Annotated in this window: 24 protein-coding genes; 19 read left to right on the forward strand and 5 right to left on the reverse strand. The window is 66.6% G+C overall.

Annotated features, from left to right (window positions below; genetic code table 11):
* Window positions 1-47 precede the first annotated feature (47 nt).
* Together HCA61_RS26275 and HCA61_RS11270 are read left to right on the forward strand one after the other, a co-directional pair.
* A complete protein-coding gene (locus HCA61_RS26275; protein WP_247272727.1) occupies window positions 48-275 on the forward strand; it encodes a phosphopantetheine-binding protein in 228 nt (75 codons plus the stop codon).
* 75 nt (window positions 276-350) lie between these two features.
* Window positions 351-2,135, forward strand: a complete 1,785-nt coding sequence (locus HCA61_RS11270; protein ID WP_277352005.1) for an SIP domain-containing protein — start codon at window positions 351-353, stop codon at window positions 2,133-2,135.
* Here HCA61_RS11270 and HCA61_RS11275 read toward each other — a convergent pair.
* The 3 genes from HCA61_RS11275 to HCA61_RS11285 all read right to left on the reverse strand — a co-directional run bounded on the left by HCA61_RS11275 (window position 2,126) and on the right by HCA61_RS11285 (window position 5,340).
* Entirely contained in the window at window positions 2,126-2,935 is an 810-nt protein-coding gene (locus HCA61_RS11275) for an ATP-binding cassette domain-containing protein (protein ID WP_169688269.1), read from the reverse strand. The two genes, HCA61_RS11270 and HCA61_RS11275, sit on opposite strands and share 10 nt — an antisense overlap.
* 90 nt (window positions 2,936-3,025) lie before the next feature.
* A complete protein-coding gene (locus tag HCA61_RS11280) occupies window positions 3,026-3,718 on the reverse strand; it encodes a response regulator (protein WP_169688270.1) in 693 nt (230 codons plus the stop codon).
* Entirely contained in the window at window positions 3,715-5,340 is a 1,626-nt protein-coding gene (locus HCA61_RS11285) for a sensor histidine kinase (protein ID WP_169688271.1), read from the reverse strand. The genes HCA61_RS11280 and HCA61_RS11285 overlap by 4 nt, the downstream gene beginning before the upstream one ends.
* Before the next feature lie 202 nt (window positions 5,341-5,542).
* On the opposite strand from HCA61_RS11285, the gene HCA61_RS11290 reads away from it, so the two are divergent.
* From HCA61_RS11290 to bluB, 3 genes are all read left to right on the forward strand, one after another.
* A complete protein-coding gene (locus tag HCA61_RS11290) occupies window positions 5,543-6,907 on the forward strand; it encodes a cation:dicarboxylase symporter family transporter (RefSeq protein WP_169688272.1) in 1,365 nt (454 codons plus the stop codon).
* A 78-nt stretch (window positions 6,908-6,985) separates the two neighbouring features.
* A complete protein-coding gene (locus HCA61_RS11295) occupies window positions 6,986-7,480 on the forward strand; it encodes a glutathione peroxidase (RefSeq protein ID WP_169688273.1) in 495 nt (164 codons plus the stop codon).
* Between the two features lie 47 nt (window positions 7,481-7,527).
* Window positions 7,528-8,199, forward strand: coding sequence for a 5,6-dimethylbenzimidazole synthase (gene bluB / locus HCA61_RS11300; RefSeq protein ID WP_169688274.1), 672 nt, complete (start codon window positions 7,528-7,530; stop codon window positions 8,197-8,199).
* Between the two features lie 67 nt (window positions 8,200-8,266).
* Here the strand turns inward: bluB and HCA61_RS11305 are convergent, their stop codons facing one another.
* Entirely contained in the window at window positions 8,267-10,393 is a 2,127-nt protein-coding gene (locus HCA61_RS11305) for an NAD(P)/FAD-dependent oxidoreductase (protein WP_169688275.1), read from the reverse strand.
* 197 nt (window positions 10,394-10,590) lie between these two features.
* Between HCA61_RS11305 and HCA61_RS11310 the strand changes: the two genes are divergently transcribed.
* Both HCA61_RS11310 and HCA61_RS11315 read left to right on the forward strand, forming a co-directional pair.
* A complete protein-coding gene (locus tag HCA61_RS11310; protein WP_169688276.1) occupies window positions 10,591-11,295 on the forward strand; it encodes a DUF2334 domain-containing protein in 705 nt (234 codons plus the stop codon).
* Window positions 11,296-11,361: 66 nt separating this feature from the next.
* A complete protein-coding gene (locus tag HCA61_RS11315) occupies window positions 11,362-13,002 on the forward strand; it encodes an FAD-binding dehydrogenase (RefSeq protein ID WP_169688277.1) in 1,641 nt (546 codons plus the stop codon).
* Between the two features lie 21 nt (window positions 13,003-13,023).
* On the opposite strand, the gene HCA61_RS11320 is transcribed toward HCA61_RS11315, so the two are convergent.
* Window positions 13,024-13,668 carry an MBL fold metallo-hydrolase gene (locus tag HCA61_RS11320; protein WP_169688278.1) on the reverse strand — a complete coding sequence of 215 codons (645 nt, stop codon included), beginning with the start codon at window positions 13,666-13,668 and terminating at the stop codon, window positions 13,024-13,026.
* 102 nt (window positions 13,669-13,770) lie between these two features.
* Here HCA61_RS11320 and purS point away from each other — a divergent pair, with 102 nt between their 5' ends.
* The 12 genes from purS (at window position 13,771) to purM (ending at window position 26,573) form a co-directional block, all read left to right on the forward strand.
* Window positions 13,771-14,016 carry a phosphoribosylformylglycinamidine synthase subunit PurS gene (gene purS / locus HCA61_RS11325; RefSeq protein WP_054714511.1) on the forward strand — a complete coding sequence of 82 codons (246 nt, stop codon included), beginning with the start codon at window positions 13,771-13,773 and terminating at the stop codon, window positions 14,014-14,016.
* Window positions 14,013-14,690, forward strand: coding sequence for a phosphoribosylformylglycinamidine synthase subunit PurQ (gene purQ, locus HCA61_RS11330; RefSeq protein ID WP_169688279.1), 678 nt, complete (start codon window positions 14,013-14,015; stop codon window positions 14,688-14,690). Before purS ends, purQ begins: the two co-directional genes overlap by 4 nt.
* A 409-nt stretch (window positions 14,691-15,099) precedes the next feature.
* Window positions 15,100-15,930, forward strand: coding sequence for an acyl-CoA thioesterase domain-containing protein (locus HCA61_RS11335; protein WP_240959190.1), 831 nt, complete (start codon window positions 15,100-15,102; stop codon window positions 15,928-15,930).
* 31 nt (window positions 15,931-15,961) lie between these two features.
* Window positions 15,962-16,378 carry a DUF427 domain-containing protein gene (locus tag HCA61_RS11340; protein WP_169688281.1) on the forward strand — a complete coding sequence of 139 codons (417 nt, stop codon included), beginning with the start codon at window positions 15,962-15,964 and terminating at the stop codon, window positions 16,376-16,378.
* A 57-nt stretch (window positions 16,379-16,435) separates the two neighbouring features.
* Window positions 16,436-17,743: a M18 family aminopeptidase gene (locus tag HCA61_RS11345; RefSeq protein WP_169688282.1), complete on the forward strand. Its 1,308-nt coding sequence runs from the start codon at window positions 16,436-16,438 to the stop codon at window positions 17,741-17,743.
* A gap of 65 nt (window positions 17,744-17,808) precedes the next feature.
* Entirely contained in the window at window positions 17,809-18,480 is a 672-nt protein-coding gene (locus tag HCA61_RS11350) for a Uma2 family endonuclease (RefSeq protein ID WP_169688283.1), read from the forward strand.
* Between the two features lie 83 nt (window positions 18,481-18,563).
* Window positions 18,564-20,846 carry a phosphoribosylformylglycinamidine synthase subunit PurL gene (purL, locus tag HCA61_RS11355; protein ID WP_169688284.1) on the forward strand — a complete coding sequence of 761 codons (2,283 nt, stop codon included), beginning with the start codon at window positions 18,564-18,566 and terminating at the stop codon, window positions 20,844-20,846.
* Between the two features lie 4 nt (window positions 20,847-20,850).
* Complete coding sequence (locus HCA61_RS11360) at window positions 20,851-22,626, forward strand: alpha/beta hydrolase (protein ID WP_169688285.1); 1,776 nt, start codon at window positions 20,851-20,853, stop codon at window positions 22,624-22,626.
* Window positions 22,623-23,294, forward strand: a complete 672-nt coding sequence (locus tag HCA61_RS11365; protein WP_169688286.1) for a CPBP family intramembrane glutamic endopeptidase — start codon at window positions 22,623-22,625, stop codon at window positions 23,292-23,294. Before HCA61_RS11360 ends, HCA61_RS11365 begins: the two co-directional genes overlap by 4 nt.
* Window positions 23,281-23,667, forward strand: a complete 387-nt coding sequence (locus tag HCA61_RS11370) for a sterol carrier family protein (RefSeq protein ID WP_169688287.1) — start codon at window positions 23,281-23,283, stop codon at window positions 23,665-23,667. Before HCA61_RS11365 ends, HCA61_RS11370 begins: the two co-directional genes overlap by 14 nt.
* Window positions 23,668-23,761: 94 nt before the next feature.
* Window positions 23,762-25,345: an amidophosphoribosyltransferase gene (gene purF, locus HCA61_RS11375; RefSeq protein WP_169688288.1), complete on the forward strand. Its 1,584-nt coding sequence runs from the start codon at window positions 23,762-23,764 to the stop codon at window positions 25,343-25,345.
* 154 nt (window positions 25,346-25,499) lie between these two features.
* Complete coding sequence (purM, locus tag HCA61_RS11380) at window positions 25,500-26,573, forward strand: phosphoribosylformylglycinamidine cyclo-ligase (protein WP_169688289.1); 1,074 nt, start codon at window positions 25,500-25,502, stop codon at window positions 26,571-26,573.
* The last annotated feature ends 173 nt before the right edge of the window (window positions 26,574-26,746 follow it).

Raw genomic sequence — 26,746 nt, forward strand, 5'->3', positions numbered from 1 at the left:
GGACGGTACGAAGAAACACGCAAGACGAATCAGGGAAGGACAACACAGTGCTCACGCGCGAGATCGTCATCGGAGACATCGCCAGTGCTCTGGATCAGCCGCTCGAATCGATCAGCGACGAGGTGAATCTCCTCGACGAAGGGTTGGATTCGATCCGGATCATGGGACTTGTGGAACGCTGGCGCTCCGCGGGGGTGGAGGACCTCGATTTCCCGACGCTCGCCGCCGATCCGACCGTGGCACACTGGGTTGCCGTTGTGCTCGGCGAGTACTGATTTCTTCGAACGAAAGGGCTATCGATGGCTGGGACCGTCCGCGAGCTCGAGGTATTTCCCATCTGTATCCGAGAGATGGACGTGCTTCGAGTCGAAGATGTCACACCGGGTATGCGCCGGGTGACGGTCGGAGGACCGTCGATGGACTCCCACGTTCGTGACGGTGTCGAGTTGCCGCCGGTACGGACCAGTGGTTTCGACGACGACGTCAAGCTGTTGCCGGTCGACCCGAAGACCGGGAAACTGCCGTTCGAGGTGCCTCGGAACTCCGACAGCGGTGCTGTCGAGTGGCCGTCGGGATCGTTCCAATACGCCCGGACCTACACGGTGCGCTCCTTCGACGCAGACAGCCGTGAGATGGCCATCGACTTCGCGATGCACGAGGGCGGGCTGGCGTCGGACTGGGCGAATCGTGTGCAGCCAGGGGAGAAAGTCCTCATGGCGGGGCCGAAGCATTCTGCCGGCCTACCCACCGCAGCCGACTGGATGCTCATCGCGGGCGACGAGACCGCACTGCCCGCGATCGCGCACTGCCTCGAGCAACTCCCACCGGATCTGCCCGCGACGGTGGTGATCGAGGTCGCCGAACCGTCGCATCGACAAGAGCTGAAATGCGAGGCACCCCTCGACGTCACCTGGCTGTTCCGTTCCGACAGCGGAGGTGAGTCGAAACTGGTCGAGACAGTGCAGGCGGCACAGTGGCGTCCCGGTCAACCGTATCTGTGGGTTGCAGGCGAGACACTGACGATCAAGCCGCTGCGACGTTGGGCGAAGCGGGACAAGGAGATCGCGAAGGAGTTCGTCGAGATCACCGGGTACTGGCGTCACCGGGAGGTTGCGCATGCTGCGGCGGATTCGCAGGCAGTCACGGCGGTTGCCGAGGCCGACCCGGACGCGCAGTTGCACGAGATGTCCGAGTTGCTGCCGGCGCTCGCCATCCGGACAGCAGTGACCGTCGGGCTCTTTCCCGCGATCGACGGCGGTGCCGACACCGCGGCCACGATCGCCGCAGAGTGCGGTACGCACCCCACGGCGACGGCGAAACTGCTGCGCCATCTCGTACTGATGGATCTGTTGTCCGTCGAGGACGGCCGGTTCGCACTCACCGAGATGGGATCGATCCTGGCCGATCAGGACACGTTCGCCAGCCAGGCGCTGCACTTCGACAAGATCCACACCCGGCTCGACATGGCCTTTCTGGGACTGCTCGACGCTGTCCGGACCGGGGCGCCCGCAGCCGGACACGGCTTCGCCGACAAGCTTCGGGAGCCCGGGTTCGTGGATGACTTCCACGAGGAGGTCGCGTTCGGGTCCGTGTACCGCGCGCCGGCACTACCCGACGCGGTCGATCTCGACGGTGTGCACACGGTCGCGATCTACGGGGAAGGTGCAGGCGTCTACGCCGATACTCTCGCCCGCCTTCATCCCGGCCTCAAGATTTCGCTCGTGGGACTGCCCGCCCAGAACACCCGGAACCTGCGCGACGTGGCCGAGTCGCGCCGCGAGAAGATCCAGCGCATCGACGGCAGCGAGTTCACCGCACTCGCGACACCCGTCGACCTCGCCGTCGCAGTCGAGATGGTCGACAGCCACCCCGACGCCGACGCGCGCCTGCTGCTCGGTGCACTCGGTGCGTCTGCGCGACGGGTCGTGCTGGTCACCGACGTACTCGATCCGCAGACCACCGACGACCACGAGACAGAAGCGGATCTTCTGAAACTGTGCCTGCACGGCTCAGGCCAGCGCACCGAGGCGGAACTGTCTGCGCTGGTAGCGGAGTCGGGATGCGGAACCCCCCGATTCGGGGCGCTGGGCTGGGGGTCGACGGTCGTCGAGTTCAGCGGTACGCGTCAGCTGTAGGCCTGCACCGCTCCGGTGGCCGACCACCGCCCGGCGCGGCGCTCGACGGCGATCGGATGCCGGAAGGCCTCGGAAATCGTTTCGGAGGTCAACGCCTCGTCGACCTCACCCCGAGCGACCACCGTGCCACCGGAGAGGACGAGAGCGTGTGTCGTCGAGGCGGGCAGTTCTTCGAGGTGGTGGGTGACCAGCACGGAAGCCAGTTCGGGGCGGAGTTGACGTAGCTCGGCGAGGACACCCAGGAGGACCTCGCGGGCTGCGAGGTCGAGTCCGGTGGTCGGCTCGTCGAGCAGTAGCAGATCCGGGTCGGTGACGAGGCCGCGCGCAATCAGTGCGCGGCCTCGTTCTCCTTGCGAGAGCACCGACCACGGACTGTCGGTGATCGCACCGAGCCCGAGCATGCCGATCAACTCGCCGGCCTTGCGCTTCTCCTCGTCCGACGGGGTGGCTCGCGGCGGCAGTGAGGCGGATGCGTAGAGCCCGGTCAACACTGCGTCACGCACCGTGACACGAGGGTCGATACGTGTGCGTGGGTCGACGTGACCGATGTGTGTTCGCAGTGAGCGCATGTCCACGCGCCCGAGACGGTGTCCGAGGACGTGCACGGTGCCGGTCGTCGGGTGCTGGTGGGCTCCGCACAATGCGAGCAGCGTCGACTTCCCGGCGCCGTTCGGCCCCATCAGCGTCCATTGCTCGCCTGCACGGACATCGAGATCGATGTGTGCGATCAGTGACCGGCCCTGACGCACGACGCTGACGTCCTGTAGTTGGAGGACGGAGGGGCGGTTATCTGTGCTCATGAATTCGTATTCTGTCATTTCGGAGTCAGAGCATCGGTGATGGCCAGCAGGTGTTCCCGGGCGGTGGGCGCTGTGACGGTGAGGGCGGTGTCAGGGAGTGCGCGCGTAGCGCACCTGCGGTCGCCCGGCCTTTCCGTATTCGGTGAGTCGCACGAGTGCCCCGTCGTCGGCGAGACGCTCGAGATAACGCCACGCCGTCACCCGTGACACGCCGATCCCGGCGCCGACCTGAGCGGCAGTGCACGGGGCATCCGCGTCCCGGAGGTACCCGACGATGAGGTCGAGGGTCGCGGGCGCGATGCCTTTCGGACTCGATGCGCGCGAGTCGGACGTGCGCAACGCCGACATGGCGCGATCGATCTCGTGCTGCCCGGCGGCCTTTCCTGAGTCGTCGAGCGCCTCACGGTAGGACACGTAACGTTCGAGTTTGTCGCGCAGGGCCGCGAAGGTGAACGGCTTGAGTAGATACAGCACGATTCCGCGGGCGACGGCGGTGCGCACCACCTCGAGTTCGCGCGCCGAGGTCACAGCGATGATGTCGGGACTCGGATGGAACACACTCAGCGCGGCTGCGATGTCGAGTCCGCTGGTGTCGGGTAGCCCGATGTCGAGGAGCACGAGGTCGATCGGCTCCCCCCCGTGAGCTGCCGTGGTCACGGCGCGCAGTGCATCCTGTCCGGTGTGCGCGACCGCAACGACGGTGAAACCCGGTATGCGAGCGAGATATTCGCGATGGGCTTTCGCGATCAACGGCTCGTCCTCGACGATCAGCACACGGATCATTCGTCGTCTCCAGGCTCGGCGGCGAACGCAGCGTCGTCGGTGCCGGTCCGGCCGAGCGGGATCTCCACAACGACCATCGAGCCGAGGGACGGCTCGGTGCGCAGACTTCCCCGGTACTTTCTGACCAGCCCGTTGACCAACGCCAGACCGAGCCCGTGGTGATCGGACTTCGTAGAGTAGCCGCGTGCAGTTGCTCGTGCCAGGGTCTGCGCGGACATGCCCGGTCCACTGTCTGCGACTTCGACGATCATGGTGGTTCCATCCTGCCGTACCCCCACCTCGACCCACGGTTCGTCCGAGATGCGCGCAGCGTCGATCGCATTGTCGACGAGATTGCCCACGAGCGTCACCAGGTCGCGAGTGCTCATGATCGAGGTGGAGTCGAGTGCGGTGTCCTCGGTGATCGTCAGCTCCACACCCCGGTCGGAAGCGTCCGCACTCTTCCCGAGCAACAGCGCGACGAGCGCGGGTTCGCGCACGGCCGAGGTGAGACGGTCGATGAGCGCCTGCGACATCGCGAGCTCCTCGGTCGCGAAGGCAACCGCGTCGGTGGTTCTGCCGAGTTCGACCATGGTGATGATCGTGTGCAACCGGTTGGCGGATTCGTGGGCTTGCGCGCGCAGTGAATCGGCGAAACCCTTCACCGCGTCGAGTTCACCGAGCACACTTCGCAGCTCCGTGTGGTCACGCAGCGTCACGACCGTGCCGAGCGTTCGCCCGTCCCACCGCACCGCATCACTGTTGATCAACAGAACGCGGCCCTCCGTGACGTGGACCTCGTCCCGAACGTCGTGGCGGCTGAGCAGGTCGCGGACCGTCGCGGGCAGAGCATCGAACGGCACCGGACCGGTGCGCGGCAGATCGAGAAGCCGCCGTGCCTCGTCGTTGACCACATCGATCCGCGGTCGCGACGACTCGAAATCGAATACGAGCAACCCTTCACTGATCGAATGCAGTACAGCGTCGTGATGCTCGTAGAGGGTGCGGAGCTGCCGCGCATCGAGGCCCAACGTCTGCCGGCGGAACCGGCGGGCGATGAGATACGCGCCGACAGCCGACACCGCAACTCCCGCCGCAACCACTCCGAGGATCGTGGGTAGCCCTGCGACGAACTCTTCCCAGATGTGGGTACGCGTCACCCCGACGGACACGAAGCCGACGAGGTCGTCCGCCTCGTCGTAGACGGGCGCGACGGCGCGGATCGACGGGCCGAGCGAGCCGGTGTATGTCTCGGTGAACGTCGCACCCGCGCGTGCCTGATCCGTGTGGCCCGTGTACGGCCGCCCGATCTCCTCGGGGGTGGGATGAGTCAACCGGATCTCGTTCATTCCCATGACCACCACGAAATCGACCCCGGTCGACGTGCGAACCTCTTCGGCCCGCACCTGCAGGTCGCCGCCCGCGTCATTCGTCGTGATTCCGACAGCGACTTCGGGGAACTGCGCGAAGGTGTCGGCGATCTCGGTCACTTCGCGTCCGGTGGCGTCATCGGCCTCGCGGCGTTCGTCGAGTACGAACAGGACTCCGGCGACCACGGCCATCACCGTGAACACCACCAGCTGCAGGATCAGCAATTGGCGCGCGACGCTCAGAGGGCGGCCGCGACCCGGTCCCGACCTCATCTCGACCTCCCGCCGCGCGTCTTCTCCAAGAGTTCACGCGCACGTTCCCCGTGAACACAATGCACGCAATCTTCTGCGCGCACTGCCCTTCACTCCACCATGTTCACAGTGCGCGTGACTTCGGTCACCCGATTCGACGCCGGTGGAACCTCGATCCGAGCAGGTTCGTCGCCGACACTGCACCACAACGTGAAAGGCACACATGAGTATCACCACGCGCGGGGCGAAACACCGCGACCGCACCCACTGGTTGTACATCGGCGTCATCGTTGCGGTTGTCGCGGGTGTGATCGTCGGATGGCAGGCACCCGAGGCCGGTAAATCGCTCGGTGTGCTCGGCACGATGTTCGTCGATCTGATCAAGATGATGATCAGCCCGGTGATCTTCTGCACCATCGTGCTCGGCATCGGCTCGGTGCGTGCCGCCGCCAGCGTCGGGCGGATCGGTGGTCTCGCCCTGGCCTACTTCGTCGGAATGTCCACGGTCGCCCTGGCGATCGGACTCGGCGTCGGGAATCTTCTCGACCCGGGCTCAGGCCTGACGCTCGACCCGGAGACCGCAGATTCGGGTGCCGCACTCGCCGAGCAGGCGCACGCTGCGGGCGGCACTGCCGAGTTCATCTCGTCGATCATTCCCACGTCGCTGCTGTCGTCGCTCACCGCGGGCAGTGTGCTTCAGACACTGTTCGTCGCGCTGCTCGTCGGCTTTGCGATCCAGGGCATCGGGAAATCGGGTGAACCGATTCTGCGCGGCGTCGCGCATATCCAGAAGCTCGTGTTCAAGATTCTGACGATGATCCTGTGGCTCGCACCGATCGGAGCATTCGGCGCAATCGCCAATGTGGTCGGGCAGACGGGGCTGAACGCAGTCGTGCAGTTGGGTGCGTTGATGCTCGCGTTCTACCTCACGTGCCTGGTGTTCGTGTTCGGTGTGCTCGGCTCGCTGCTCAAAGCCGTGGCGGGAGTCTCGGTGTTCAGACTCGTCCGCTACCTGGCCCGTGAATACCTCTTGATCTTCGCAACGTCGTCGTCGGAGTCCGCGCTGCCGCGTCTGATCGCCAAGATGGAGCATCTCGGCGTCGAGCGCACCACCGTCGGTGTCGTCGTGCCCACTGGGTATTCGTTCAACCTCGACGGAACCGCCATCTACCTGACGATGGCCGCGCTGTTCGTCGCCGATGCCATGGGAAGTCCGCTCACGTTGTCGGAGCAGGTCTCGTTGCTGGTGTTCATGGTGATCGCCTCGAAGGGCGCGGCCGGGGTCACCGGCGCCGGTCTTGCGACGCTGGCCGGTGGCCTACAGAGCCACCGCCCCGACCTGCTCGACGGTGTCGGTCTGATCGTGGGTGTCGACCGCTTCATGTCGGAAGCGCGCGCGGTCACCAATTTCTCCGGCAACGCTGTCGCGACGCTGCTGATCGGCACGTGGACACGCTCGGTCGACCGCGATCGAGTGGACGAGGTGCTCTCGGGTCGGCTGCCGTTCGACGAGAACATGCTCGGAGACGACGACGGCATGCCCCGGCCGCCCGAAGAACCGTCCCGGCTCCAGAAAGTGTCTGTCTGAGCTTTCCTGAACCTGGTGCCCGGCCGGTCATCTTCTCTCCGAGGGAAGAAGGCAGGCCGGGCACGATAGCTTGGTCGTATGACCACGCCTCTGCAGAACATCACCATCAACACCCTCTCCGGTGAACCCACCAGCCTCGGTGCGTGGGACGGCCATGCCCTCCTCGTCGTCAACGTCGCATCCAAGTGCGGCCTCACGCCGCAGTACACCGTGCTCGAACAGCTCGCGAAGGACTATGCCGACCGCGGGCTGTTCGTCATCGGTGTTCCGTGCAACCAATTCATGGGTCAGGAACCCGGCACCGCCGAGGAGATCCAGGAGTTCTGCTCGACCACCTACGGCGTCACGTTCCCGCTGCTCGAGAAGATCGAGGTCAACGGCGAGAACCGGCACCCGCTGTACGCCGAGTTGACGAAGCAGGCCGACGCGAGCGGCGAAGCCGGTGACATCCAGTGGAACTTCGAGAAGTTCCTGATCGCGCCCGACGGTACGGTCGTGAACCGCTTCCGTCCCCGCACCGAACCCGATGCACCCGAAGTGATCGACGCTCTCGAAGAGATCCTGCCCGCCTGAAGACCGGCCTGCCGCGACAGACCAGAACAGAACAGAGCACGAGAAACATGTTTTCGACCGAGGCGCGCGACGCGCTGTACGACATCATCCGCATGCGCCGTGACGTGCGCGCCGAGTTCAACGGTGACGTGATCTCCGAGGACGTGCTGTGGCGCGTCCTCGGTGCTGCCCACCACGCGCCGAGCGTCGGCAACACCCAACCATGGGACTTCGTGGTCGTGCAGGACCGGCAACGTCTCGCGCAGTTCGCCGAGCATGTGGCCGGGCGCCGTCAGGCTTTCGCCGACTCGTTGCCCGAAGACCGCAAGGGCACCTTCGACCCGATCAAGGTCGAGGGGATCGTCGAGTCCGGAACCGGCATCGTCGTCACCTATGACCCGGAGCGCGGCGGCAAGCACATCCTCGGCCGCCACACCATCGACGAATCGGGTCTGTTCTCCGCGGTGCTCGCGATCCAGAATCTCTGGCTCGCGGCGACAGCGGAGGGGCTCGGTGTGGGCTGGGTGTCGTTCTACGAGGAGCCGTTCCTCGCAGATTTCGTCGGTGTCTCCGGTCCCGTCCGGCCCATCGCGTGGCTGTGCGTCGGACCGGTCACCGCGTTGCAGGAGGTCCCCGATCTCGAGCGGTTCGGCTGGCGCAGCGGACGGGAACTCACCGATGCGGTGCACCGCGACACGTTCGCGGGTGCTGCGTTCGAACCGGACGTCGCAGACGCCTGACAGCCGACATCCCTACCGACAGCGGCGGCCGGCACCCACGGGTGCCGGCCGCCGCTGTCGATGCTCGTCAGAGTTCGGTTGCGACCTTCCATGCCGAGTGGATGGCACCTTCGATGTAGTCGACGCTGCCTGCGTCCCCGACCACGCGCACATCCAGGCCCGAATCGGCCAGTTGGTCGGCCAGCGGTGCCGCGGCCGACACACCGGACGCGACGATGACCATGCTGGCGCGAGCAGACTTCGTCTCGCCGTCGACGGTGAACTCCACCGTCTTCGGCGTGATCCGCTCGACAGTGGCGTTGCGGTGCACCTGCACGCCGATCTCACGAGCATGCTTTGCGGCGGTCCACCGGCGCGGCATCGCCATCGGAACACCGAGCTGCTGCCCTTCGGCGAGCAGCGTCACGCGGCTACCGCGCTCGGCCATGAACTCGGCCAGCTCGAGTCCGACGAGCGAGCCACCGATCACGACGACGTCCTTGGCCATCGGCAGGAACTTCAGGAACCGGGTGCTGAGGCTGCGGGTCCGTTCGGCGCTGGTGGTGATGCGTGCCAGTTTGCCGAGCTTGCCCATGATGCGCAGGAACAGTGCCTGATCGGAGACGTCGCCCGTGCCCGTCATGAGGGCCCGCATGCTGTCGCCGGTGTGCACGTGTGGCAGGTTGCCGCCGGGAACGGTCGGACGTTCTCGCACTGCACCAGTCGCGACGATCACCACATCCGGGTTCAGTGCACGCACGGACGCGGCGGTCGCCTCTGTGTTCAGGCGCACGTCGATGCCGAGCCGGGTGACTTCCTGCGCTTGCCACTTCAGCATGCGTCCGTTGTCGGGGGTGGTCAGGCTGGAGAACCACATCGTGCCGCCCAGCCGGTCCGCCTTGTCGAGGACCGTCACCCGGTGTCCGCGTTCGGTGGCGACCCGCGCTGCCTCCAGACCGCCCGGCCCGGCGCCGATGACCACGACATGCTTGGACGTGGCGCTCCGGACGAACGGCATCAGCGTCTCGTTGCCGAGCGTGGGGTTGACCGCGCAGATCGGCGTCGCATCCCAGAAGTTCTCCTGAACACACACGTAGCAGTTGATGCACGGGCGGATCTGCTCGGTCCGGCCCGTCTCGAGCTTGTTCACGAGCTGCGGGTCGGCGAGCAACTGGCGGCCCATCGCAACGAAATCGGTGTGGCCTTCGGCGATCATCTTCTCGCCGACCTCGGGCAACATGCGTCCGACGGTGATGACCGGGATCGACACCGCACGTTTGATGGCGGCAGCGTTGTCGGTGTAGAAGCCGACCTTGTCGGGCAGCGGGCCGTCGGTGAAGTTCGCGAAGGCGTTGAGCGCGGTGCCCGTGACGTGGATGGCGTCCGCGCCCGCCTGCTCGAACATGACAGCGGCGGCTGTGGACTCCTCGACGGTGAGACCGTCGGTTTCGCCGTATTCCTGGCCGGCCAGACGCACGATCACCGCGAGGTCGTCGCCGACCTCGGCCTTGACCGCGCGGATCACCTCGACCGTCAGCCGGGCCCGATTCTCCAGCGACCCGCCGTATTCGTCGGTGCGTTGATTCGAGTACCGGCTCAGGAACCCGCCGAGAACGTAGTTGTGGGCGACATGGATCTCGACCGCGTCGCCACCAGCAGCCTTCACACGTCCTGCCGCTTCGGCGAACATGCGGATCAGCCACTCGATGTCATCGACGGTGGCCTCGTGATACGTGGTCTGCTTGCCGCCTTGGATGGCGGCCATCTTCTTCAGTTCCTCGGGCGTGTTGTCGATGAACGCGCTCATGTCGCTCGGTGGCTTCGGCGTGCTCGGAACGAGCTGTGGCCGATCCTGGACCGTGTCGATACGCGCAACCTTGCCGTGGTGCGTCATCTGCACGCACAGCTTGCTTCCGGCGTCGTGAACGGCGTCGGCGAGCGCTTTGAGCCCGGGGATGAACCGGTCCTCGGACAGGCCGGGCTCCTTCGTGCTGGCACATCCGGCGGGGTACGCAACTGCGCAGCATCCGGTGATGATCAGCCCGGTTCCCCCGGCTGCACGAGCGACGAAATGATCGATGTCGCCCTGCTCGATCTCGCCGTCCTCGCAGAGGTTCATGTCCATCGCGGGCAGCACCACCCGGTTGTCCAGAGCAATGGGACCGATGGCGCCGGGGGATAGCAGGTTCGGGTAGGTCTGAAGCCGGTTCGTCACGGAAGAAAGCTATTCCCTGGCAGAAGGGCCGTCGGGAACCGGTCTCGATGAACGAGATGTCGGTCACTCACCGCCGAAGCAGTGCGACCGGTACGCTGTCGAACCCGCCTGCGGGGTATGCGGCGTGAAACGGACCTTCGCGTAGGTTTCGGCCCCCCGACGTTTTCCGTTCATCCGCATAATGCATCGTGAAAGACATGAGCGGACAACTGATCGTGTCGGTCTCGGGGATCAGGGACGCCACACGCGACGTCATCGACGGTTTCGCGCGGGAGATGGACGCCCGCGGTGTGCCGCTGTCGTTGTTCGTCGCGCCGAGGCTCAAAGATCACTACCGCCTGATCAACGATCCGGAGACCCAGGAGTGGCTGCTCGAACGCCGTGAAGGGGGCGACGCGGTGGTTCTACACGGGTACGACCAGGCTGCGACCAAGCGTCGTCGCGCCGAGTTCGCCGCGCTGCCCGAGCACGAAGCCCGTCTGCGTCTGCTCGCGGCCGATCGTGTCCTCGAAGAGGTCGGACTGCGTACCCGCCTGTTCGCGCCCCCGCGCTGGCTCGCGTCGCCCGGGGCGGTCGCCGCGCTCCCGCACGCCGGGTTCCGTCTCATGGCCGACATCGCAGGCATCCGCGATCTCGAACGTGACACCGTCGCCAAATCCCGCGTCTACGGGATCGGGGACGGCGCGAAGACCGAACCGTGGTGGTGTCGCGCCATGGTGATCGGGGCAGGGCGCGTTGCCCGTCGTGGTGAACTGCTGCGCGTCGCGATCTCGGGGGCGCACCTGGCAAAGCCCGGGCCCCGGCAGGCGATGCTCGACGCGGTCGACCTCGCGCTGCATCACGGTGCCGAGCCCAGCGTCTACCGTTGGCAGCGCACCGTATTCGATCGCAGTGTGGCCTGACGTCGTTCGGGACGATCGCCGGACTCGCATCCCATCGGGTGCTACCGGTCGGTAGGCTTTCCGTCCATGGACGCAGACGTGATCGTGGTGGGCGCGGGTCTCGCAGGATTGGTTGCAGCGGGGGAGTTGATCGACGCGGGCCGCACGGTGCTGCTCGTCGATCAAGAGAATTCGAACAACTTAGGAGGACAGGCGTTCTGGTCTTTCGGCGGACTGTTCTTCGTCGACAGCCCTGATCAGCGTCGCCTGGGGATCAAGGACTCGTACGAACTTGCCCTCCAGGACTGGATGGGTACCGCAGGTTTCGACCGCGACGACGAGGACCGGTGGCCGCGCCGCTGGGCGCAGGCCTACGTCGAGTTCGCGGCGGGCGAGAAGTACGCGTGGCTCCGGGCTCGGGGTCTGAAGATCTTCCCGATGGTCAACTGGGCCGAGCGCGGCGGTTACGACGCTGGCGGCCACGGCAATTCAGTTCCGCGCTTCCACATCACGTGGGGAACCGGACCGGCGCTCGTCGAGGTCTTCGCGCGCAAGGTGCGCGACGGTGTCGACCGCGGGCTGGTGACGCTGAAGCACCGGCATCAGGTGGATGAGCTGGTGGTGACGGGCGGCGCGGTCACCGGTGTGCGCGGCACGATCCTCGAACCGACCACTGCCGCGCGCGGCGTGAAGTCGTCGCGGACCGCCGTCGGCGACTTCGAATTCTCCGCCGGCGCCGTCATCGTCACCTCCGGCGGCATCGGCGGCAACTACGACCTCGTGAAGAAGAACTGGCCGAAACGATTGGGCGCGCCGCCGAAGCACATGCTCACCGGGGTACCCGCGCATGTCGACGGCAGAATGCTGGAGATCACGGAGAACGCAGGCGGCAACGTCGTCAACCGCGACCGCATGTGGCACTACACCGAGGGCATCACCAACTACGATCCCGTGTGGCCGAACCACGGCATCCGCATCCTGCCCGGACCGTCGTCGCTGTGGCTCGACGCCACCGGAAAGAGACTCCCGGTGCCGTTGTTCCCCGGCTTCGACACACTCGGCACACTCGAACACATCGTGGGTACCGGCCACGATCACACCTGGTTCGTTCTGGACCAGAAGATCATCGAGAAGGAGTTCGGGCTCTCCGGCTCGGAGCAGAACCCCGATTTGACCGGTCGTGACATCCGACTGCTGTTGCAGCGCGTGAAGTCCGGCGCCCCCGGTCCGGTCGAGGCGTTCAAGGAACGCGGCGTCGACTTCGTGGTGCGCGACAACCTCGCCGATCTCGTCGCAGGCATGAACGAACTCACCCCCGACGCGCCGCTGGACTACGCGACGGTGCGGTCGGTGGTCGAGGCCCGCGACCGCGAGATCGCCAACAAGTACACGAAGGACCTGCAGGTCGCGGCCCTGAGGGCAGCGCGCGCCTACAAGCCCGACCGCATCGCGCGGATTGCCTCACCGCACCGGATCCTCGATCCGAAGGCCGGGCCGCTCATCGCCGTCAAACTGCACTTGCTCACCCGCAAGACGCTCGGTGGACTGGAAACCGACCTGTCGTCGCGGGTGCTCAAAGCCGATGGCTCGGTGTTCGATGGTCTGTTCGCTGCAGGTGAGGTCGCGGGCTTCGGTGGCGGCGGCGTCCACGGTTACCGTGCGCTCGAGGGCACATTCCTCGGTGGTTGCATCTTCTCAGGCCGGGCGGCGGGTCGCGCCGCCCGGTGACCGCCCCGGCCGGGTGCTTCGTCAGACCTCTTCGTGGTCCTCGTGCTTCAGCACCCGGAACTCGGTGCCCGCAGGCGCCATCTCGGAGTACCGGCCGTAGAAGATCCCATTGGCCTGGTCGGTGATGATGCCCTGGTGGATCGGCACCGCCACGCGCGGGTTCACCGCGCGCAGGTAGTCGACCGATTCCCAGATCTTGAGCCAGGGAGCGGCCGAAGGCAGCGCGAGGACATCGACCTTCTCGTGTGGAATGTAGAGAGAATCGCCCGGGTGGAGCAGGCGGGCAGGATTCTCGTCGTCTCCGACGAGGTAGGCGGTGTTGTCGATCACCGGCAGTTCGGGGTGGATCACTGCGTGGCGTCCGCCGGTGCCGCGGACGGTGAGGGCGCCGACGGTGAACGTGTCGCCGGGACGCACCGCCGCCCACTCACCGTCGAGCATCGACGCCGACTGCGGGTCGGAGAACAGCGCCGCGCCGGGGTTGGCCTCGAGTAGCGCGGGAAGGCGCGCCGGATCGGCGTGGTCGGGATGCTGGTGGGTGACGAGAATGGCGTCGAGCCCGGTGATCCCCTCGAATCCGTGCGAGAAATTGCCCGGGTCGAACAGGATCGTGGTGCCGTTGTGTTCGAGCAGGATGCAAGAGTGTCCGAAGTGCGTCAGTCGCATGGATCCGAGTATGCCGGGCTCGACCGCTGCATGTGGGCCGGTAAACTGCAGCGTGTCCGGTGTCCGTCTCCGGATGTCAGCACTACTACCGAGGAGCAGCACGTGGCGCGTGTCGTCGTCGAAGTCATGCCCAAGACCGAGATTCTCGACCCCCAGGGCCAGGCCATTGTCGGGGCGCTGTCGCGGCTGGGCTTCGCGGGCGTGACCGACGTCCGTCAGGGAAAGCGGTTCGAGCTGGAGATCGACGGCAGCGTCGACGACGCCGAGCTCGAAAAGATCGCCGAAGGTCTCCTCGCGAACACCGTGATCGAGGACTGGACGGTCCGTCGAATCGACGGTGAGGCATGAGCGCCCGCATCGGAGTCATCACGTTCCCGGGAACGCTCGACGACGTCGATGCATCCCGCGCGGTGAAGCTCGCCGGTGGTGAGGCCGTGAGCCTGTGGCACGGCGACGCCGACCTGAAGAACGTCGACGCGGTCATCGTGCCCGGCGGATTCTCCTACGGCGACTACCTGCGCTGCGGCGCGATCGCCCGCTTCGCCCCGGTGATGGGCAAGGTGGTCGAGGCTGCGCAGGGCGGCATGCCCGTCCTCGGTATCTGCAACGGCTTCCAGGTGCTGTGCGAGGCCGGTCTGCTGCCGGGCGCGCTGACCCGCAACGCCGGTCTGCATTTCATCTGCCGCGACCAGTGGCTGAAGGTCGAGGCCACCGGCACCGCGTGGACATCGCGTTACGAGTCGGGCGCCGAGATCCTCGTGCCGCTCAAGTCGGGTGAGGGTCGCTATCAGGCTTCCGAGCAGGTGCTCGACGAGCTCGAGGGCGAGGGGCGAGTCGTGTTCCGCTACGCGGGCGACAACCCGAACGGTTCGCAGCGCGGTATCGCAGGTATCGCGTCGGCGAACGGCCGCGTCGTCGGTCTCATGCCGCATCCGGAGCACGCCACCGAGGCGCTCACCGGTCCCAGCGATGATGGACTCGGTATGTTCTACAGCGTTCTCGATGCGGTTGTGAACGCCTGACTTCCAGCACGACAAGACCCCGCTGCCCATCGGCGCAGCGGGGTTTTGTGTTCGGAAACAGAACGAGGGACCCCGTCGCCGTCCCGATCGGCTTCGAGGTCCCTCGCCCGTAATTCGCCCGGAATTCAACCCCCCGATCGAGTCCCGAGCCGGTGCCACCCCCATCCCCTCCGATGGCGCCGACCACAAGTGTGCCGGATTCGACCGATCTTGTCGTGAGTAGGAATACCCAAACTTTGGGTATCCACAGTTGCACCGCGCGGACGTACGCTGTAGCGCATTGTCCCCGATCCCGCTGACGAAGGACCGGCATATGGAATTTCCCGGTGCAACACCGTCCGATACCGCCGCTGCGAATCCTGCCACTGCAGGCGAAGAGGCTGCGCCCGAAGAGTCTTCGGTGGAGCGCATGCTGCGCATCTTCGACGTGACGCCGACAGGGGAGGACAGCTTCACCGGCGAGAGCGACGGCGGCGGGCGCCGCGTGGTCGACGGCACCCAACTGCTCGCCCAATCGATCGTTGCGGTAGCGAAACGATTTCCCGACAAGGAGATCCGATCTGCGCGGGCGATCTTCTCGCGCGCAGTGGATGCGGACGAGCCGGTCGATTTCGAGATCGATGTCGTCCATGCGGGACGCACCATGGTCAGCGCCAACGTCGCCGTCTGCCAGAACGGTCGACGTCACGCGATGGTGTCGATACTCGCGGATCGTCCGACCCCGGACGTGATCCGCCATCATGCACCATTGCCGGATGTGGCCCCGCCTGCCCGAGCTCATCGGAACGAGATGCCCATGACCGGACGGGAGCTCAGGGTGGTCGACGTGGTCGACGTCCGCAGCCCCGAGGAGGTCGGGCCGCCGGAACTGTATGCCTGGCTGCACTACGACCCGATCCCGACGCGCACCGACCTGGCCAAGGCGCTCATTGCGCACTTCACAGGGCACCTGTCGGTGTCCGCGACCATGCGGGCACACGACGGGATCGGAACGAGCCAGGCGCACCGGACGGTTTCGACCGGAATCATGACGGTGTCGGTCGCGTTCCACGACCCGGTCCGATGGGACGGATGGTTGCTCTATTCCCACGAAAGCACGCAGGTGGGTGGCGGAATGTCCTACGTGCGAGGACAGGTGCACACCGAAAGCGGGGAACTGCTCGCCTCGTTCACCCAGGAAGCGATGATCCGGCCGGTGCAGGCCGACCATTCCGCGATCCCCGCGAGCGCGCGGTTGTGAGACCGCAGGATCACAGCACAGGAGAACATCGATGAGTGTGCACGACGAGACACGTCCCCGGGGCAGCGCGGGTTTCGCGGACCGCCCCGACTACCGGGTCGATATCCATGCCCGCCGCAACGTGGTCCGCGCGACCCTGGACGGGGTGCTCCTCGCCGAGACCACAGCATCCCTGCTGGTCGACGAGCAGGACCACGGCCTGGTGTTCTACTTCCCACGCGCGGACGTCGCGGTGGAACTGACACCGGCCGAAGACTCCGGGTCGCGGTGTCCGTTCAAGGGCGAGGCCACCTATTGGCGTTTCGATGGGGACGGCGAGCAGCCGCTGTGCTGGAGCTACGAGGAGCCGTGGGAGCAAGTCGCTCGGATACGTGGATTCGTGGCGTTCTACCAGGACGCCGTGACCGTGAGCGTGGGGCAGGCCCATCCTGCGGTGTCGGGGCGCTGAGCAGAAGGCGACGGGTGGCGCAGGCGAGGGCGCCGCAGGGAGTGCGAGGATGCTGGTATGCCTTCGATCACGCATGCCGATGCCCAGGGTCTGTGCAACTTCGTCGACCTGTCTCCCTCACCGTTTCATGTGTGCGCGACCGTTGCGGCAACTCTGACCGACAACGGGTTCACCGAGCTCGACGAGACCAGCGGCTGGCCTGCCGATCCGGGTAGGTACTACGTGATCCGGGGCGGCTCGCTGATCGCGTGGAGCACCGAAGGCGACGAGCCGAGCCCGGCCCGGCCGTTCCGCATCGTCGGGGGACACACCGACAGCCCGAATCTGCGGGTCAAGCAGCATCCGGATCTCGCGTCGGCCGGTTGGCAGCTCGTAGGACTCGAGCCGTACGGCGGGGCGTGGCTCAATTCGTGGCTCGACCGCGACCTCGGGGTGTCCGGACGGTTCACCGTCCGCTCCGGTCACACGACCGAGGACGTGCTCGTGTGTGTCGACAAGCCGGTTCTGCGCGTGCCGCAGCTCGCCATCCACCTGTCGGAAGACCGGAAGGGTGTGCAGCTCGATCCGCAGCGCCACGTCAACGGTGTGTGGGGCATCGGGGGCGAGCCCCGGTCGTTCATCGAGTATCTCGCGGAGCAGACGGGCATCGACGCCTCCGCGGTCCTCGGCTGGGAACTGATGACGCACGACCTGGCGCCGAGCTCACTCGTCGGCGCAGCCGGAGAGCTGGTCAGCGCGCCGCGACTGGACAACCAGGCCACCTGCTACGCCGGCCTGCAGGCGCTGCTCGCCGCGACCGAGCACGTCGCCGAGCATGCGGGACCGATGCCTGTGCTGGCCCTGTTCGATCACGAGGAGGTCGGCAGCATGTCCGACCGCGGGGCGTTCTCCGATCTGCTGAACACCGTCCTCGAGCGCATCGTGCTGGTGCGCGGCGGTGGGCGCGACGAGTTCCTGCGTGCCCTGGCGGGGTCGATCGTGGCGTCCGGCGACATGGCACACGCGACGCATCCGAACTATCCGGACCGGCACGAACCCGCGCACCGGATCGCGGTCGGCGGCGGACCGGTGCTCAAGGTCAACCAGAATCTGCGGTACGCGACCGACGCGGAAGGTGCCGGTGCATTCGCTCTCGCGTGTGAGCAGGCGGGTGTTCCCCTTCAGCGCTACGTCCACCGGGCAGATCTTCCGTGCGGTTCGACGATCGGACCGATCACCGCGTCCAGAACGGGCCTGACCACTGTCGACGTCGGTGCACCGCAACTGGCGATGCACTCGGCGCGGGAATTGATGGGTGCGGCGGACGTGGCGATGTACGCGGATTCGCTCGCCGCATTTCTCACACCGCGCTTGCCTCATTCCTGAGACCGGCGCGCCGCCCGGTGCGAGACTGGGGTCGTCCAGTCCGGCGTGCGATCGGGGGTGTCGAGGTGAGCGGCCCGTCCTTTCCCGACCACCTGCTCGGACTCGACGAGTGGGCGGAACTCCCCGAGTACGAGCGCTTCCACGTAGAGCTCTGCGAGGGGGTTCTAGTTGCGTCCCCGCAACCCGGATCGGTGCACGACCACGCGGCGCTCGCGCTCGTGTTGCAGCTCGACGATCAGCTTCCCGGCAACCTGTGCGTGCTCGGCGGGGTGGAGGTCCTGGTGGCGTCCGAGCCGCTCACGGTGCGCATTCCCGACGCGATCGTCGTCGACCGAGCCGTCGTCGATGCGGATCCCGATCGAGCTCCGTCCTCCGAGGTGCGGTTGGTACTCGAGGTCACCGTCGACGGCACCGCCCGCACCGACCGCGTCACGAAGTTCTCGGAGTATGCGGAGGCCGGGATCCCGCAGTACTGGATCGTCGATCTCACCGGTCCGCCGGTGATCGCGGTCTTCACCCTCGATTCCGGTTGGTATCGATACGACGGTGAACACAGCGGTGCACCGACGCTGACCGCGGCGGGAAACGAGGTCACCGTGGACCTCGGCGGGCTCGTCGAACAGAGCGCCCGTGCACCCGCGGAACACCGCGTGACGACGACCGTGCAGGAGCGCAACGCAGTGGTCGCCGACACCGCTGCGGCACCGGAAGCGCCGGAGGGGCCTGCCCCCCGATAGACTGGCTTCCGGCAGTGCCCGCCCGGCCTGCTGTTTTCGATCCTGCTGTTTCTCGATCCCAGAGTGAAGGGACCCGACGCCCAGTGTCATCGCACGTGGATACCGTCACCCACGCCGCCGAAACCCCCGATGTCGCTCAGCCCTATCGGGAGCTGGGGCTGAAGGAAGACGAGTACACCCGCATCACGGAGATCCTGGGGCGCCGCCCCACGGATGCCGAGCTGGCGATGTACTCGGTGATGTGGTCCGAGCACTGCTCGTACAAGTCGTCGAAGGTGCATCTGAAGTACTTCGGTGAGACCACCACCGACGAGATGCGCTCGTCGATGCTTGCCGGTATCGGTGAGAACGCAGGCGTGGTCGACATCGGCGACGGCTGGGCCGTCACCTTCAAGGTCGAATCCCACAACCATCCCTCCTACGTCGAGCCCTACCAGGGTGCGGCCACAGGTGTCGGCGGCATCGTCCGCGACATCATGGCGATGGGTGCTCGCCCGATCGCAGTGATGGACCAGCTGCGCTTCGGCGCGGCCGACCACCCCGACACGCGTCGCGTCGTCGACGGTGTGGTGCGCGGCGTCGGTGGATACGGCAACTCCCTCGGCCTGCCCAACGTGGGTGGCGAGACCGTGTTCGACGCGTCCTATCAGGGCAACCCGCTGGTCAATGCGCTGTGCGCGGGAGCGATGCGTGTCGAGGATCTGCATCTGGCATTCGCGTCGGGTACCGGCAACCGGATCATCCTGTTCGGTGCCCGCACCGGTCTCGACGGCATCGGCGGTGTGTCCGTCCTCGCGTCCGAGACGTTCGACGACAGCGAGGGCGGCGGACGTCCGAAGAAGCTGCCCAGCGTGCAGGTCGGCGACCCGTTCACGGAGAAGGTGCTCATCGAGTGCTGCCTCGACCTGTATCGCGAGAAGCTCGTCGTCGGGATCCAGGATCTCGGCGGTGCCGGGCTCTCCTGCGCGACATCCGAGCTCGCCGCTGCCGGTGACGGCGGCATGCACATCTACCTCGAGCGTGTTCCCACGCGCGCGACGGGCATGACCCCGGCCGAGGTGCTCTCCTCGGAGTCACAGGAACGCATGTGCGCGGTCGTCGCACCCGAGAACGTCGACGCATTCATGGCCGTGTGCAAGAAGTGGGACGTGCTCGCCACCGACATCGGTGAGGTCACCGACGGGGAGCGTCTCGTCATCACGTGGCACGGCGAGACCGTCGTCGACGTGCCGCCGCGCACGGTTGCGCACGAGGGGCCGGTCTACGAGCGTCCCGTGCAGCGTCCCGACACGCAGGACGCACTCATCGCCGATACCACCGCGACGCTGAAGCGTCCGGAGACCGACGAAGAGCTGAAGGCCACGTTGCTGAAGATGCTCGCGTCGCCTGCGCTGTGCAGCCGCAAGTGGATCACCGAGCAGTACGACCGGTACGTGCGTGGCAACACCGTTCTGGCCGAGCACGCCGATGCCGGTGTGGTCCGCATCGACGAGGAGACCGGCCGCGGTATCGCGCTGGCCACCGATGCGTCGGGCCGCTACACGCAGCTCGACCCGTACGCCGGTGCGCAGCTCGCGCTCGCCGAGGCCTACCGCAATGTGGCCACCACCGGTGCCACCCCGAAGGCAGTGTCCAACTGCCTGAACTTCGGGTCGCCGGAGGATCCGGGCGTGATGTGGCAGTTCCAGCAGGCCGTGCGTGGCCTCGCCGACGGATGCGCGCAGCTCGGTATTCCGGTCACCGGTGGCAACGTCAGCTTCTACAACCAGACCGGTTCCACGCCGATTCTGCCGACGCCCGTCGTAGCGGTCCTCGGTGTGATCGACGATGTGCACCGTCGTATCCCCACCGGCCTCGGCCTCGAGCCCGGCGAGACGCTGATCCTGCTGGGGGAGACCCGCGACGAGTTCGACGGATCCATCTGGGCGCAGGTCGAGCACGACCACCTCGGGGGTGTGCCGCCGAAGGTCGACCTCGAGCGCGAGCGTCTGCTGTCGGAGATCCTCCTCGCAGGGTCGCGCGACGGACTGATCTCCGCCGCCCACGACTTGTCCGAGGGCGGGCTCGTGCAGGCGGTCGTCGAAGCCGCACTGGCGGGGGAGACGGGATGCCGGATTCTGCTGCCCGAGGATGCAGATCCGTTCGTGACATTGTTCTCCGAGTCCGCGGGCCGCGTGCTCGTCGCCGTCCCGCGCACCGAAGAGTCCCGGTTCACGGGCATGTGCACGGCGCGCAACCTGCCGTGGGTGCGGATCGGGGTTGTCGACGAAGGATCCGATTCGGTCGAGGTTCAGGGGCACTTCTCGGTGCCCATGAGTGAACTCCGCGAGGTCTACGAAGGTACCTTGCCGGCACTGTTCGGGTAACCGAATGGCGGCTGCCCAGGTCGACCGGCTGGCAGCGATAGAAGCCCGTCAAGGGCAGATCATCGCCGCAGTCACCGATTTCGGTGAACGCCACCCCCTCACCGCTCGGGTGTGGGGGTGGCTCAGCCTCGATACGACCGGGGTGGCATTCGCCGCTCTGTTCTTCTGCTGGTCGTTGTCGCCGTCGCTACTGCCGCGCGACTGGCTGTTCCAAGGCATCATCGGCGGGATCAACGCCACGATCGGGTACGGGCTCGGCTGCATCGTCGGCTGGGTCGCCACTCGATTCGTGCTCAGGGGCCGAGCGTGGTGGCCGTTGCCGTTGCCCGTCGAACGGGCGATCAGGGTGGCGGTCCCGGTCGCAGGCATCCTCGCTTCGCTGGTCGCTCTCGTACTCGCCGCCGGTCAGCAACGTCAGCTGGCTGCTCTCATGGACGCCGAGGGCACCACGACGTCCGGATACCTGCGCACCTGTCTGCTCGCCCTTGCCGTTGCCGCACTGCTGATCTCGCTGTGGCGCGGATTGCGCGACCTCGGCCGCTGGATTTCAAAGCAACTGGTGCGGCGCACACGGATGCCGGCGGGGCTCGCCCGCACCCTCGCGGTCATGGTCGTCGTCCTCGCGACCTTCATGCTCATCGACGGTGTGCTCCTGCGCGGTGCATATGCGATCACGAACTCGGCATTCAGCATCCAGGACGACAGCACCCGACCCGGTGCGGTACAACCGTTGAGCCCCACGAAATCCGGTAGTCCCGAGTCCTTCGCCCCGTGGGAGACGCTCGGGTTCGAAGGCCGGAACTTCGTGTCGCGGGGACTGGACACCGACGAACTCACCGCGATCAACGGTGCCCCGGCGCAGGAACCGATTCGCGTCTACGTCGGGCTCGACACGGCCGAAACGGCCGAGGAACGCATCGATCTGGTCGTCGACGAACTCGAGCGCACCGGTGCGTTCGACCGTTCTGTACTGGTGCTCATCCCCACGACGGGGACCGGCTGGGTCAATCCCACGGCGGCGCAGGCGATGGAGCTCGTGCACAACGGCGACGTCGCGATGGTGGCGTGGCAGTACTCGTACCTGCCGAGCTGGATCTCGTTCCTGGCAGACAAGGAGAAGGCCGCTGCTGCAGGCGAAATGCTGATCGACCGCGTGCACCAGCGGTGGCTCGAGCTCCCGGAAGACCAGCGGCCCGAATTGTTCGTCTACGGCGAGAGCCTCGGCACGCAGTCGGGTGAAGGTGCTTTCGACAGTCTCGCCGACATCCGCGAGACCGTCGACGGGGTGCTGTGGGTCGGACCGCCGAATTCGAACCGGCTGTGGAGTCAGCTCGTCGAGCGCCGAGATCCGGGTAGCACCGAGGTCGATCCGGTCTATGCCGATGGTCTCGTCGTGCGGTTCGCGGACGGCCGGTCGGAGATCGGTGTTCCGGAAACCCTGTGGTTGTCGCCGCGCGTCCTGTACATCCAGCACGCCTCGGACCCTGTCGTCTGGTGGGACCCGGACCTGCTGTTCACACGCCCCGACTGGTTGTCCGAGCCGCCCGGGCCGGATCGGCTCCCGCAGATGCGCTGGTTCCCGTTCGTCACGTTCTGGCAGGTCTCGGCCGATCTGACGAACGCGGCCGGGGTTCCGGACGGGCACGGTCACAACTACGGCACCACCGTGCTCGATGGGTGGGTGGCGGTGACGCAACCCGAGGGCTGGACCGATACCGACACCGAACGGGTCCGGATCGCGTTGGAGGCGCTGCGCAAGACTCAGGGACCGGAGAAATGAGGGTCCGGTCGTGGCGCGGCCCGGTCGCCGCCGTCGCTGCGGTGGCGATCGGTGCGGTTCTTCCCGCAGCCCCTGTAGGTCCGCGGGGTCGCGTGCTGCTCGCCGCCGGTGCCGGGATCGGCGCGGTGGCCCTGACCCGTGCATCGGGTCTCGATCGGCATGCGTTGGGTCTCGATCCGTCGCGGCTGCGTGCGGGCCTGAAGTGGGGTGCAGCAGCAGGGGGAGCAATCGGAGCCTGCTATGTCGCCGCGCTGTCTGTTCCGGCGGTGCGGGAGCGATTCGTCGACGATGAGCGCGGCAGGCGCGGGGATTTCTACGAATGGATCGGTCTGCACATTCCGATCGGCACCGTCCTCGCCGAGGAACTGCTCTTCCGAGGTGCACTCACGGCCCTTGTCGGACCGCTACCGCAGGCCGTGGCCTTCGGGTTGTGGCATGTGCGCCCGGCGATGGCCGTCGGCGACAGTGTCGTGACCACTGTCGTCGTGACCGGGCTGTCCGGACTGGGCTTCGCGTGGTTGAGGAAGGGAAGCGGCAGCGTGCTTGCACCGGCACTGGCTCATCTCGCGATCAATGTCGGGGGAGCGATCGCGGTACGGGCCGCGACGCTCGGGACCGGTCCGGAGCAGCGCCGTGCGGCGGATCGGGCCGGCCATGGCACCGCGTAAGTCCGTCGATCCCGCCGAACTTCGCGGGGCGCTCCAGCGAGTCGAGGCGTGGGTGTCGGGGCACAGCGACGAGAAACCCGCGAGGGCCGACCTCGCGGCGGCAGTGAGGCTCAGCGCCCGGACTCTCGAACAGATCGCGCCCGGCTCGAGCGTCGAGGTGCGGGTTCCACCGTTCGTGGCGGTGCAATGCATCGAAGGCCCCCGGCATACGCGTGGGACGCCCCCCAATGTCGTCGAGACGGACCCCCGCACGTGGCTGCGGCTGGTCGTGGGACGCGAGATGTTCGACGATGCCGTGGGTGCCGGTGGAGTCGATGCGTCGGGCGCACGGGCAGGTGAGATCGCGCATTGGCTTCCGCTCCTGCGTCTGTGATCCAGGAGCTCGTGCGGGTGCGTGGTCGGAGGCGTCGCGAGCGGCACGTAGAATGGGCCTGCCCCGATTTTGTCCAGCCCCAGGGAGCACCCCGGTGACCAGTGCCGATCTGTCGGTTCACACACGCAATCTTCTCGCCTCGGACGAACCCGAGAACGAGCCGCGCGAAGAGTGCGGCGTCTTCGGAGTGTGGGCTCCCGGCGAGGACGTGGCGAAACTCACGTACTACGGGCTCTATGCCCTTCAGCATCGAGGTCAGGAAGCCGCGGGCATCGCGGTTTCCGACGGTGCCCAGGTCCTCGTGTTCAAGGATCTCGGTCTGGTGAGCCAGGTCTTCGACGAGCAGACCCTGGCTGCGATGCCGGGTCATATCGCCGTCGGCCACTGCCGCTACTCGACGACGGGTTCGACGACGTGGGAGAACGCACAGCCGATCTTCCGCACCACGGCGGCAGGCACCGGTGTGGCACTCGGCCACAACGGCAACCTCGTCAACACCGCCGAACTTGCGCAGAAGGCGCGTGAGCTGGGCGCACTGGACCAGAATCGTCCGGGCGCAGCGACCTCCGACTCGGACCTCGTCGGTGCGCTGCTCGCCCATGCGGCGGCGGACAGCACGATCGAAAGCGCCGCACTCGAGCTGCTTCCGACCCTCCGCGGCGCGTTCTGCCTGACATTCATGGACGAACACACCCTTTACGCGGCGCGCGACCCCTGGGGCATCCGGCCGCTGTGCCTGGGTCGTCTCGATCGTGGCTGGGTGGTGGCCAGCGAAACCGCGGCGCTCGACATCGTCGGAGCGTCCTTCGTTCGCGACATCGAGCCCGGTGAGTTGCTCGCCATCGATTCCGACGGTGTCCGGTCGTCCCGTTTCGCGGCGCCCGAACCGAAGGGCTGTGTTTTCGAGTACGTGTATCTGGCGCGCCCGGACTCGACGATCAGCGGACGTTCGGTGCACGCGACGCGTGTCGAGATCGGACGGCGCCTCGCGAAGGAACATCCGATCGACGCGGACCTGGTGATCCCGGTCCCCGAGTCCGGAACTCCCGCCGCGGTCGGCTACGCACAGGGGTCCGGTCTGCCGTACGGACAGGGGCTGATGAAGAACGCCTACGTGGGCCGCACCTTCATCCAGCCGAGCCAGACGATCCGTCAGCTGGGTATTCGGCTCAAGCTCAATCCCCTGCGCGAGGTCATCCGCGGGAAGCGACTCGTCGTCGTCGACGATTCGATCGTGCGTGGCAACACCCAGCGCGCTCTGATCCGCATGCTGCGTGAGGCAGGCGCGCTCGAGATCCACGTCCGGATCGCGTCGTCGCCGGTGAAGTGGCCCTGCTTCTACGGCATCGACTTCGCCTCACCCACCGAGCTCATCGCCAATGGTGGCGGTCACCGCGACACGGACGCCGACGGGCACGACTACGACGAGATGGTCGAGATGGTGCGCCGGTCGATCGGTGCCGATTCGCTCGGCTACATCTCGATCGACGGCATGATCGGCGCGACCGAGCAGCCGTCGACGCGTCTGTGTGCGGCGTGCTTCGACGGCAGCTACCCGATTGCGTTGCCCACCGAGTACGCGATCGGCAAGAACGTCCTCGAAGGTGTCGTCGATGCGGAATCGGTCACTCCGACCGTGCTGGACAACGCCAACGCGGACGTTCTGAGCCGTCCGTAGATCCGGTTCCGGTACCGTGAGTGCGCGGTCGGCTCTCTCGGGCCCGCTTTCGCATGCGTTCTGACGGACACCGGCCACCCTGCATTTCGGTCACGAACGTGCCGTAACGCAACTGACAACCCTATTCACAACTCGAAGCTGGAGCCGACAACCCATGACCGAGGAGACAACCCCCGGAGCTTCCTACGCAGCGGCAGGCGTGGACATCGAGGCGGGCGACAAGGCCGTCGAACTGTTCGCTCCGCACGCGAAGAGGGCAACACGACCGGAGGTGCTCGGAGGTCTCGGGGGCTTCGCGGGACTGTTTTCCCTCAAGGGCGACTACAAGGAGCCGCTGCTCGCCGCGTCCACCGACGGCGTCGGCACGAAGCTTGCGGTGGCGCAGGCGCTGGACAAGCACGACACCGTCGGCCTCGACCTGGTGGCCATGGTCGTCGACGATCTGGTCGTGTGCGGCGCCGAGCCGCTGTTCCTGCAGGACTACATCGCTGTCGGACGCGTTGTGCCCGAGCGTGTCGCCGAGATCGTCTCGGGTATCGCCGAAGGCTGCGTCCAGGCCGGCTGCGCACTTCTCGGAGGTGAGACCGCAGAACACCCCGGCGTGATGGCAGACGGCGACTACGACCTGTCTGCGACCGGTATCGGTGTGGTGGAGGCCGAGAAACTCCTCGGCCCCGAGCGCGTGCGCCCGGGCGACGTCGTGATCGCGATGCGCTCGTCGGGACTGCACTCCAACGGGTACTCCCTTGCACGCAAGGTGCTGCTCGAAATCGGCAAGATGAGCCTGACGGCCCACGTCGACGAGTTCAGCCGCACGCTCGGTGAGGAACTGCTGGAGCCGACGCGGATCTACGCGAAGGACTGCTTGGCCCTCGCTGCCGAGACCGAGGTGCGCACCTTCTGCCACGTCACAGGTGGTGGGCTTGCGGCCAACCTGGCGCGCGTGATGCCGAAGGGCCTCGTCGCGGAACTCGACCGCACCACGTGGAGCCCGGCACCCGTGTTCGGTCTCATCGCTCAGCGCGGTCGTGTCGAGCGCGCTGAGATGGAGAAGACCTTCAATATGGGTGTCGGCATGGTCGCGATCGTCGCGCCCGAGGACGTCGACCGTGCGCTTGCGGTGCTCACGGCTCGACACATCGAGAGCTGGACTCTCGGAACTGTCCGGAAGGCGCAGGATGCCGACGGTGAGCGGGCGCTGCTCCTCGGCGATCACCCGCGTTTCTGAGGGCAGGCGGCAAAGTACGAACAAGGGTCGGATATTCACGCTCTGGCGTGAATATCCGACCCTTGTTTGTTCGTGTGAACTGTTTGTTCATGTGAACTCGCGGTCGTTGCGTCGCACACGCATGGGGACCGCTCGATCAGCCGATGTCACCATCAGTGGAGGGGGAGCCGATG

The organism is Rhodococcus sp. HNM0563, from assembly GCF_012726195.1.
Taxonomy (GTDB): Bacteria; Actinomycetota; Actinomycetes; order Mycobacteriales; family Mycobacteriaceae; genus Rhodococcus.

Excerpts from the sequence above, each read along its gene's own strand:
- HCA61_RS11275 (WP_169688269.1), bottom strand. The coding sequence starts at position 2,935 with ATGAGCACAGATAACCGCCCCTCCGTCCTCCAACTACAGGACGTCAGC.
- bluB (WP_169688274.1), top strand. The coding sequence starts at position 7,528 with ATGTTTTCGACCGAGGCGCGCGACGCGCTGTACGACATCATCCGCATG.
- HCA61_RS11285 (WP_169688271.1), bottom strand. The coding sequence starts at position 5,340 with ATGAGGTCGGGACCGGGTCGCGGCCGCCCTCTGAGCGTCGCGCGCCAA.
- purM (WP_169688289.1), top strand. The coding sequence starts at position 25,500 with ATGACCGAGGAGACAACCCCCGGAGCTTCCTACGCAGCGGCAGGCGTG.
- HCA61_RS11360 (WP_169688285.1), top strand. The coding sequence starts at position 20,851 with ATGGCGGCTGCCCAGGTCGACCGGCTGGCAGCGATAGAAGCCCGTCAA.
- HCA61_RS11365 (WP_169688286.1), top strand. The coding sequence starts at position 22,623 with ATGAGGGTCCGGTCGTGGCGCGGCCCGGTCGCCGCCGTCGCTGCGGTG.
- HCA61_RS11320 (WP_169688278.1), bottom strand. The coding sequence starts at position 13,668 with ATGCGACTGACGCACTTCGGACACTCTTGCATCCTGCTCGAACACAAC.
- HCA61_RS11290 (WP_169688272.1), top strand. The coding sequence starts at position 5,543 with ATGAGTATCACCACGCGCGGGGCGAAACACCGCGACCGCACCCACTGG.
- HCA61_RS11345 (WP_169688282.1), top strand. The coding sequence starts at position 16,436 with ATGCCTTCGATCACGCATGCCGATGCCCAGGGTCTGTGCAACTTCGTC.
- HCA61_RS11335 (WP_240959190.1), top strand. The coding sequence starts at position 15,100 with ATGCTGCGCATCTTCGACGTGACGCCGACAGGGGAGGACAGCTTCACC.
- HCA61_RS11295 (WP_169688273.1), top strand. The coding sequence starts at position 6,986 with ATGACCACGCCTCTGCAGAACATCACCATCAACACCCTCTCCGGTGAA.
- HCA61_RS11270 (WP_277352005.1), top strand. The coding sequence starts at position 351 with ATGGACGTGCTTCGAGTCGAAGATGTCACACCGGGTATGCGCCGGGTG.
- HCA61_RS11315 (WP_169688277.1), top strand. The coding sequence starts at position 11,362 with ATGGACGCAGACGTGATCGTGGTGGGCGCGGGTCTCGCAGGATTGGTT.
- HCA61_RS11340 (WP_169688281.1), top strand. The coding sequence starts at position 15,962 with ATGAGTGTGCACGACGAGACACGTCCCCGGGGCAGCGCGGGTTTCGCG.
- HCA61_RS11370 (WP_169688287.1), top strand. The coding sequence starts at position 23,281 with ATGGCACCGCGTAAGTCCGTCGATCCCGCCGAACTTCGCGGGGCGCTC.
- HCA61_RS11310 (WP_169688276.1), top strand. The coding sequence starts at position 10,591 with ATGAGCGGACAACTGATCGTGTCGGTCTCGGGGATCAGGGACGCCACA.
- purQ (WP_169688279.1), top strand. The coding sequence starts at position 14,013 with ATGAGCGCCCGCATCGGAGTCATCACGTTCCCGGGAACGCTCGACGAC.
- HCA61_RS11280 (WP_169688270.1), bottom strand. The coding sequence starts at position 3,718 with ATGATCCGTGTGCTGATCGTCGAGGACGAGCCGTTGATCGCGAAAGCC.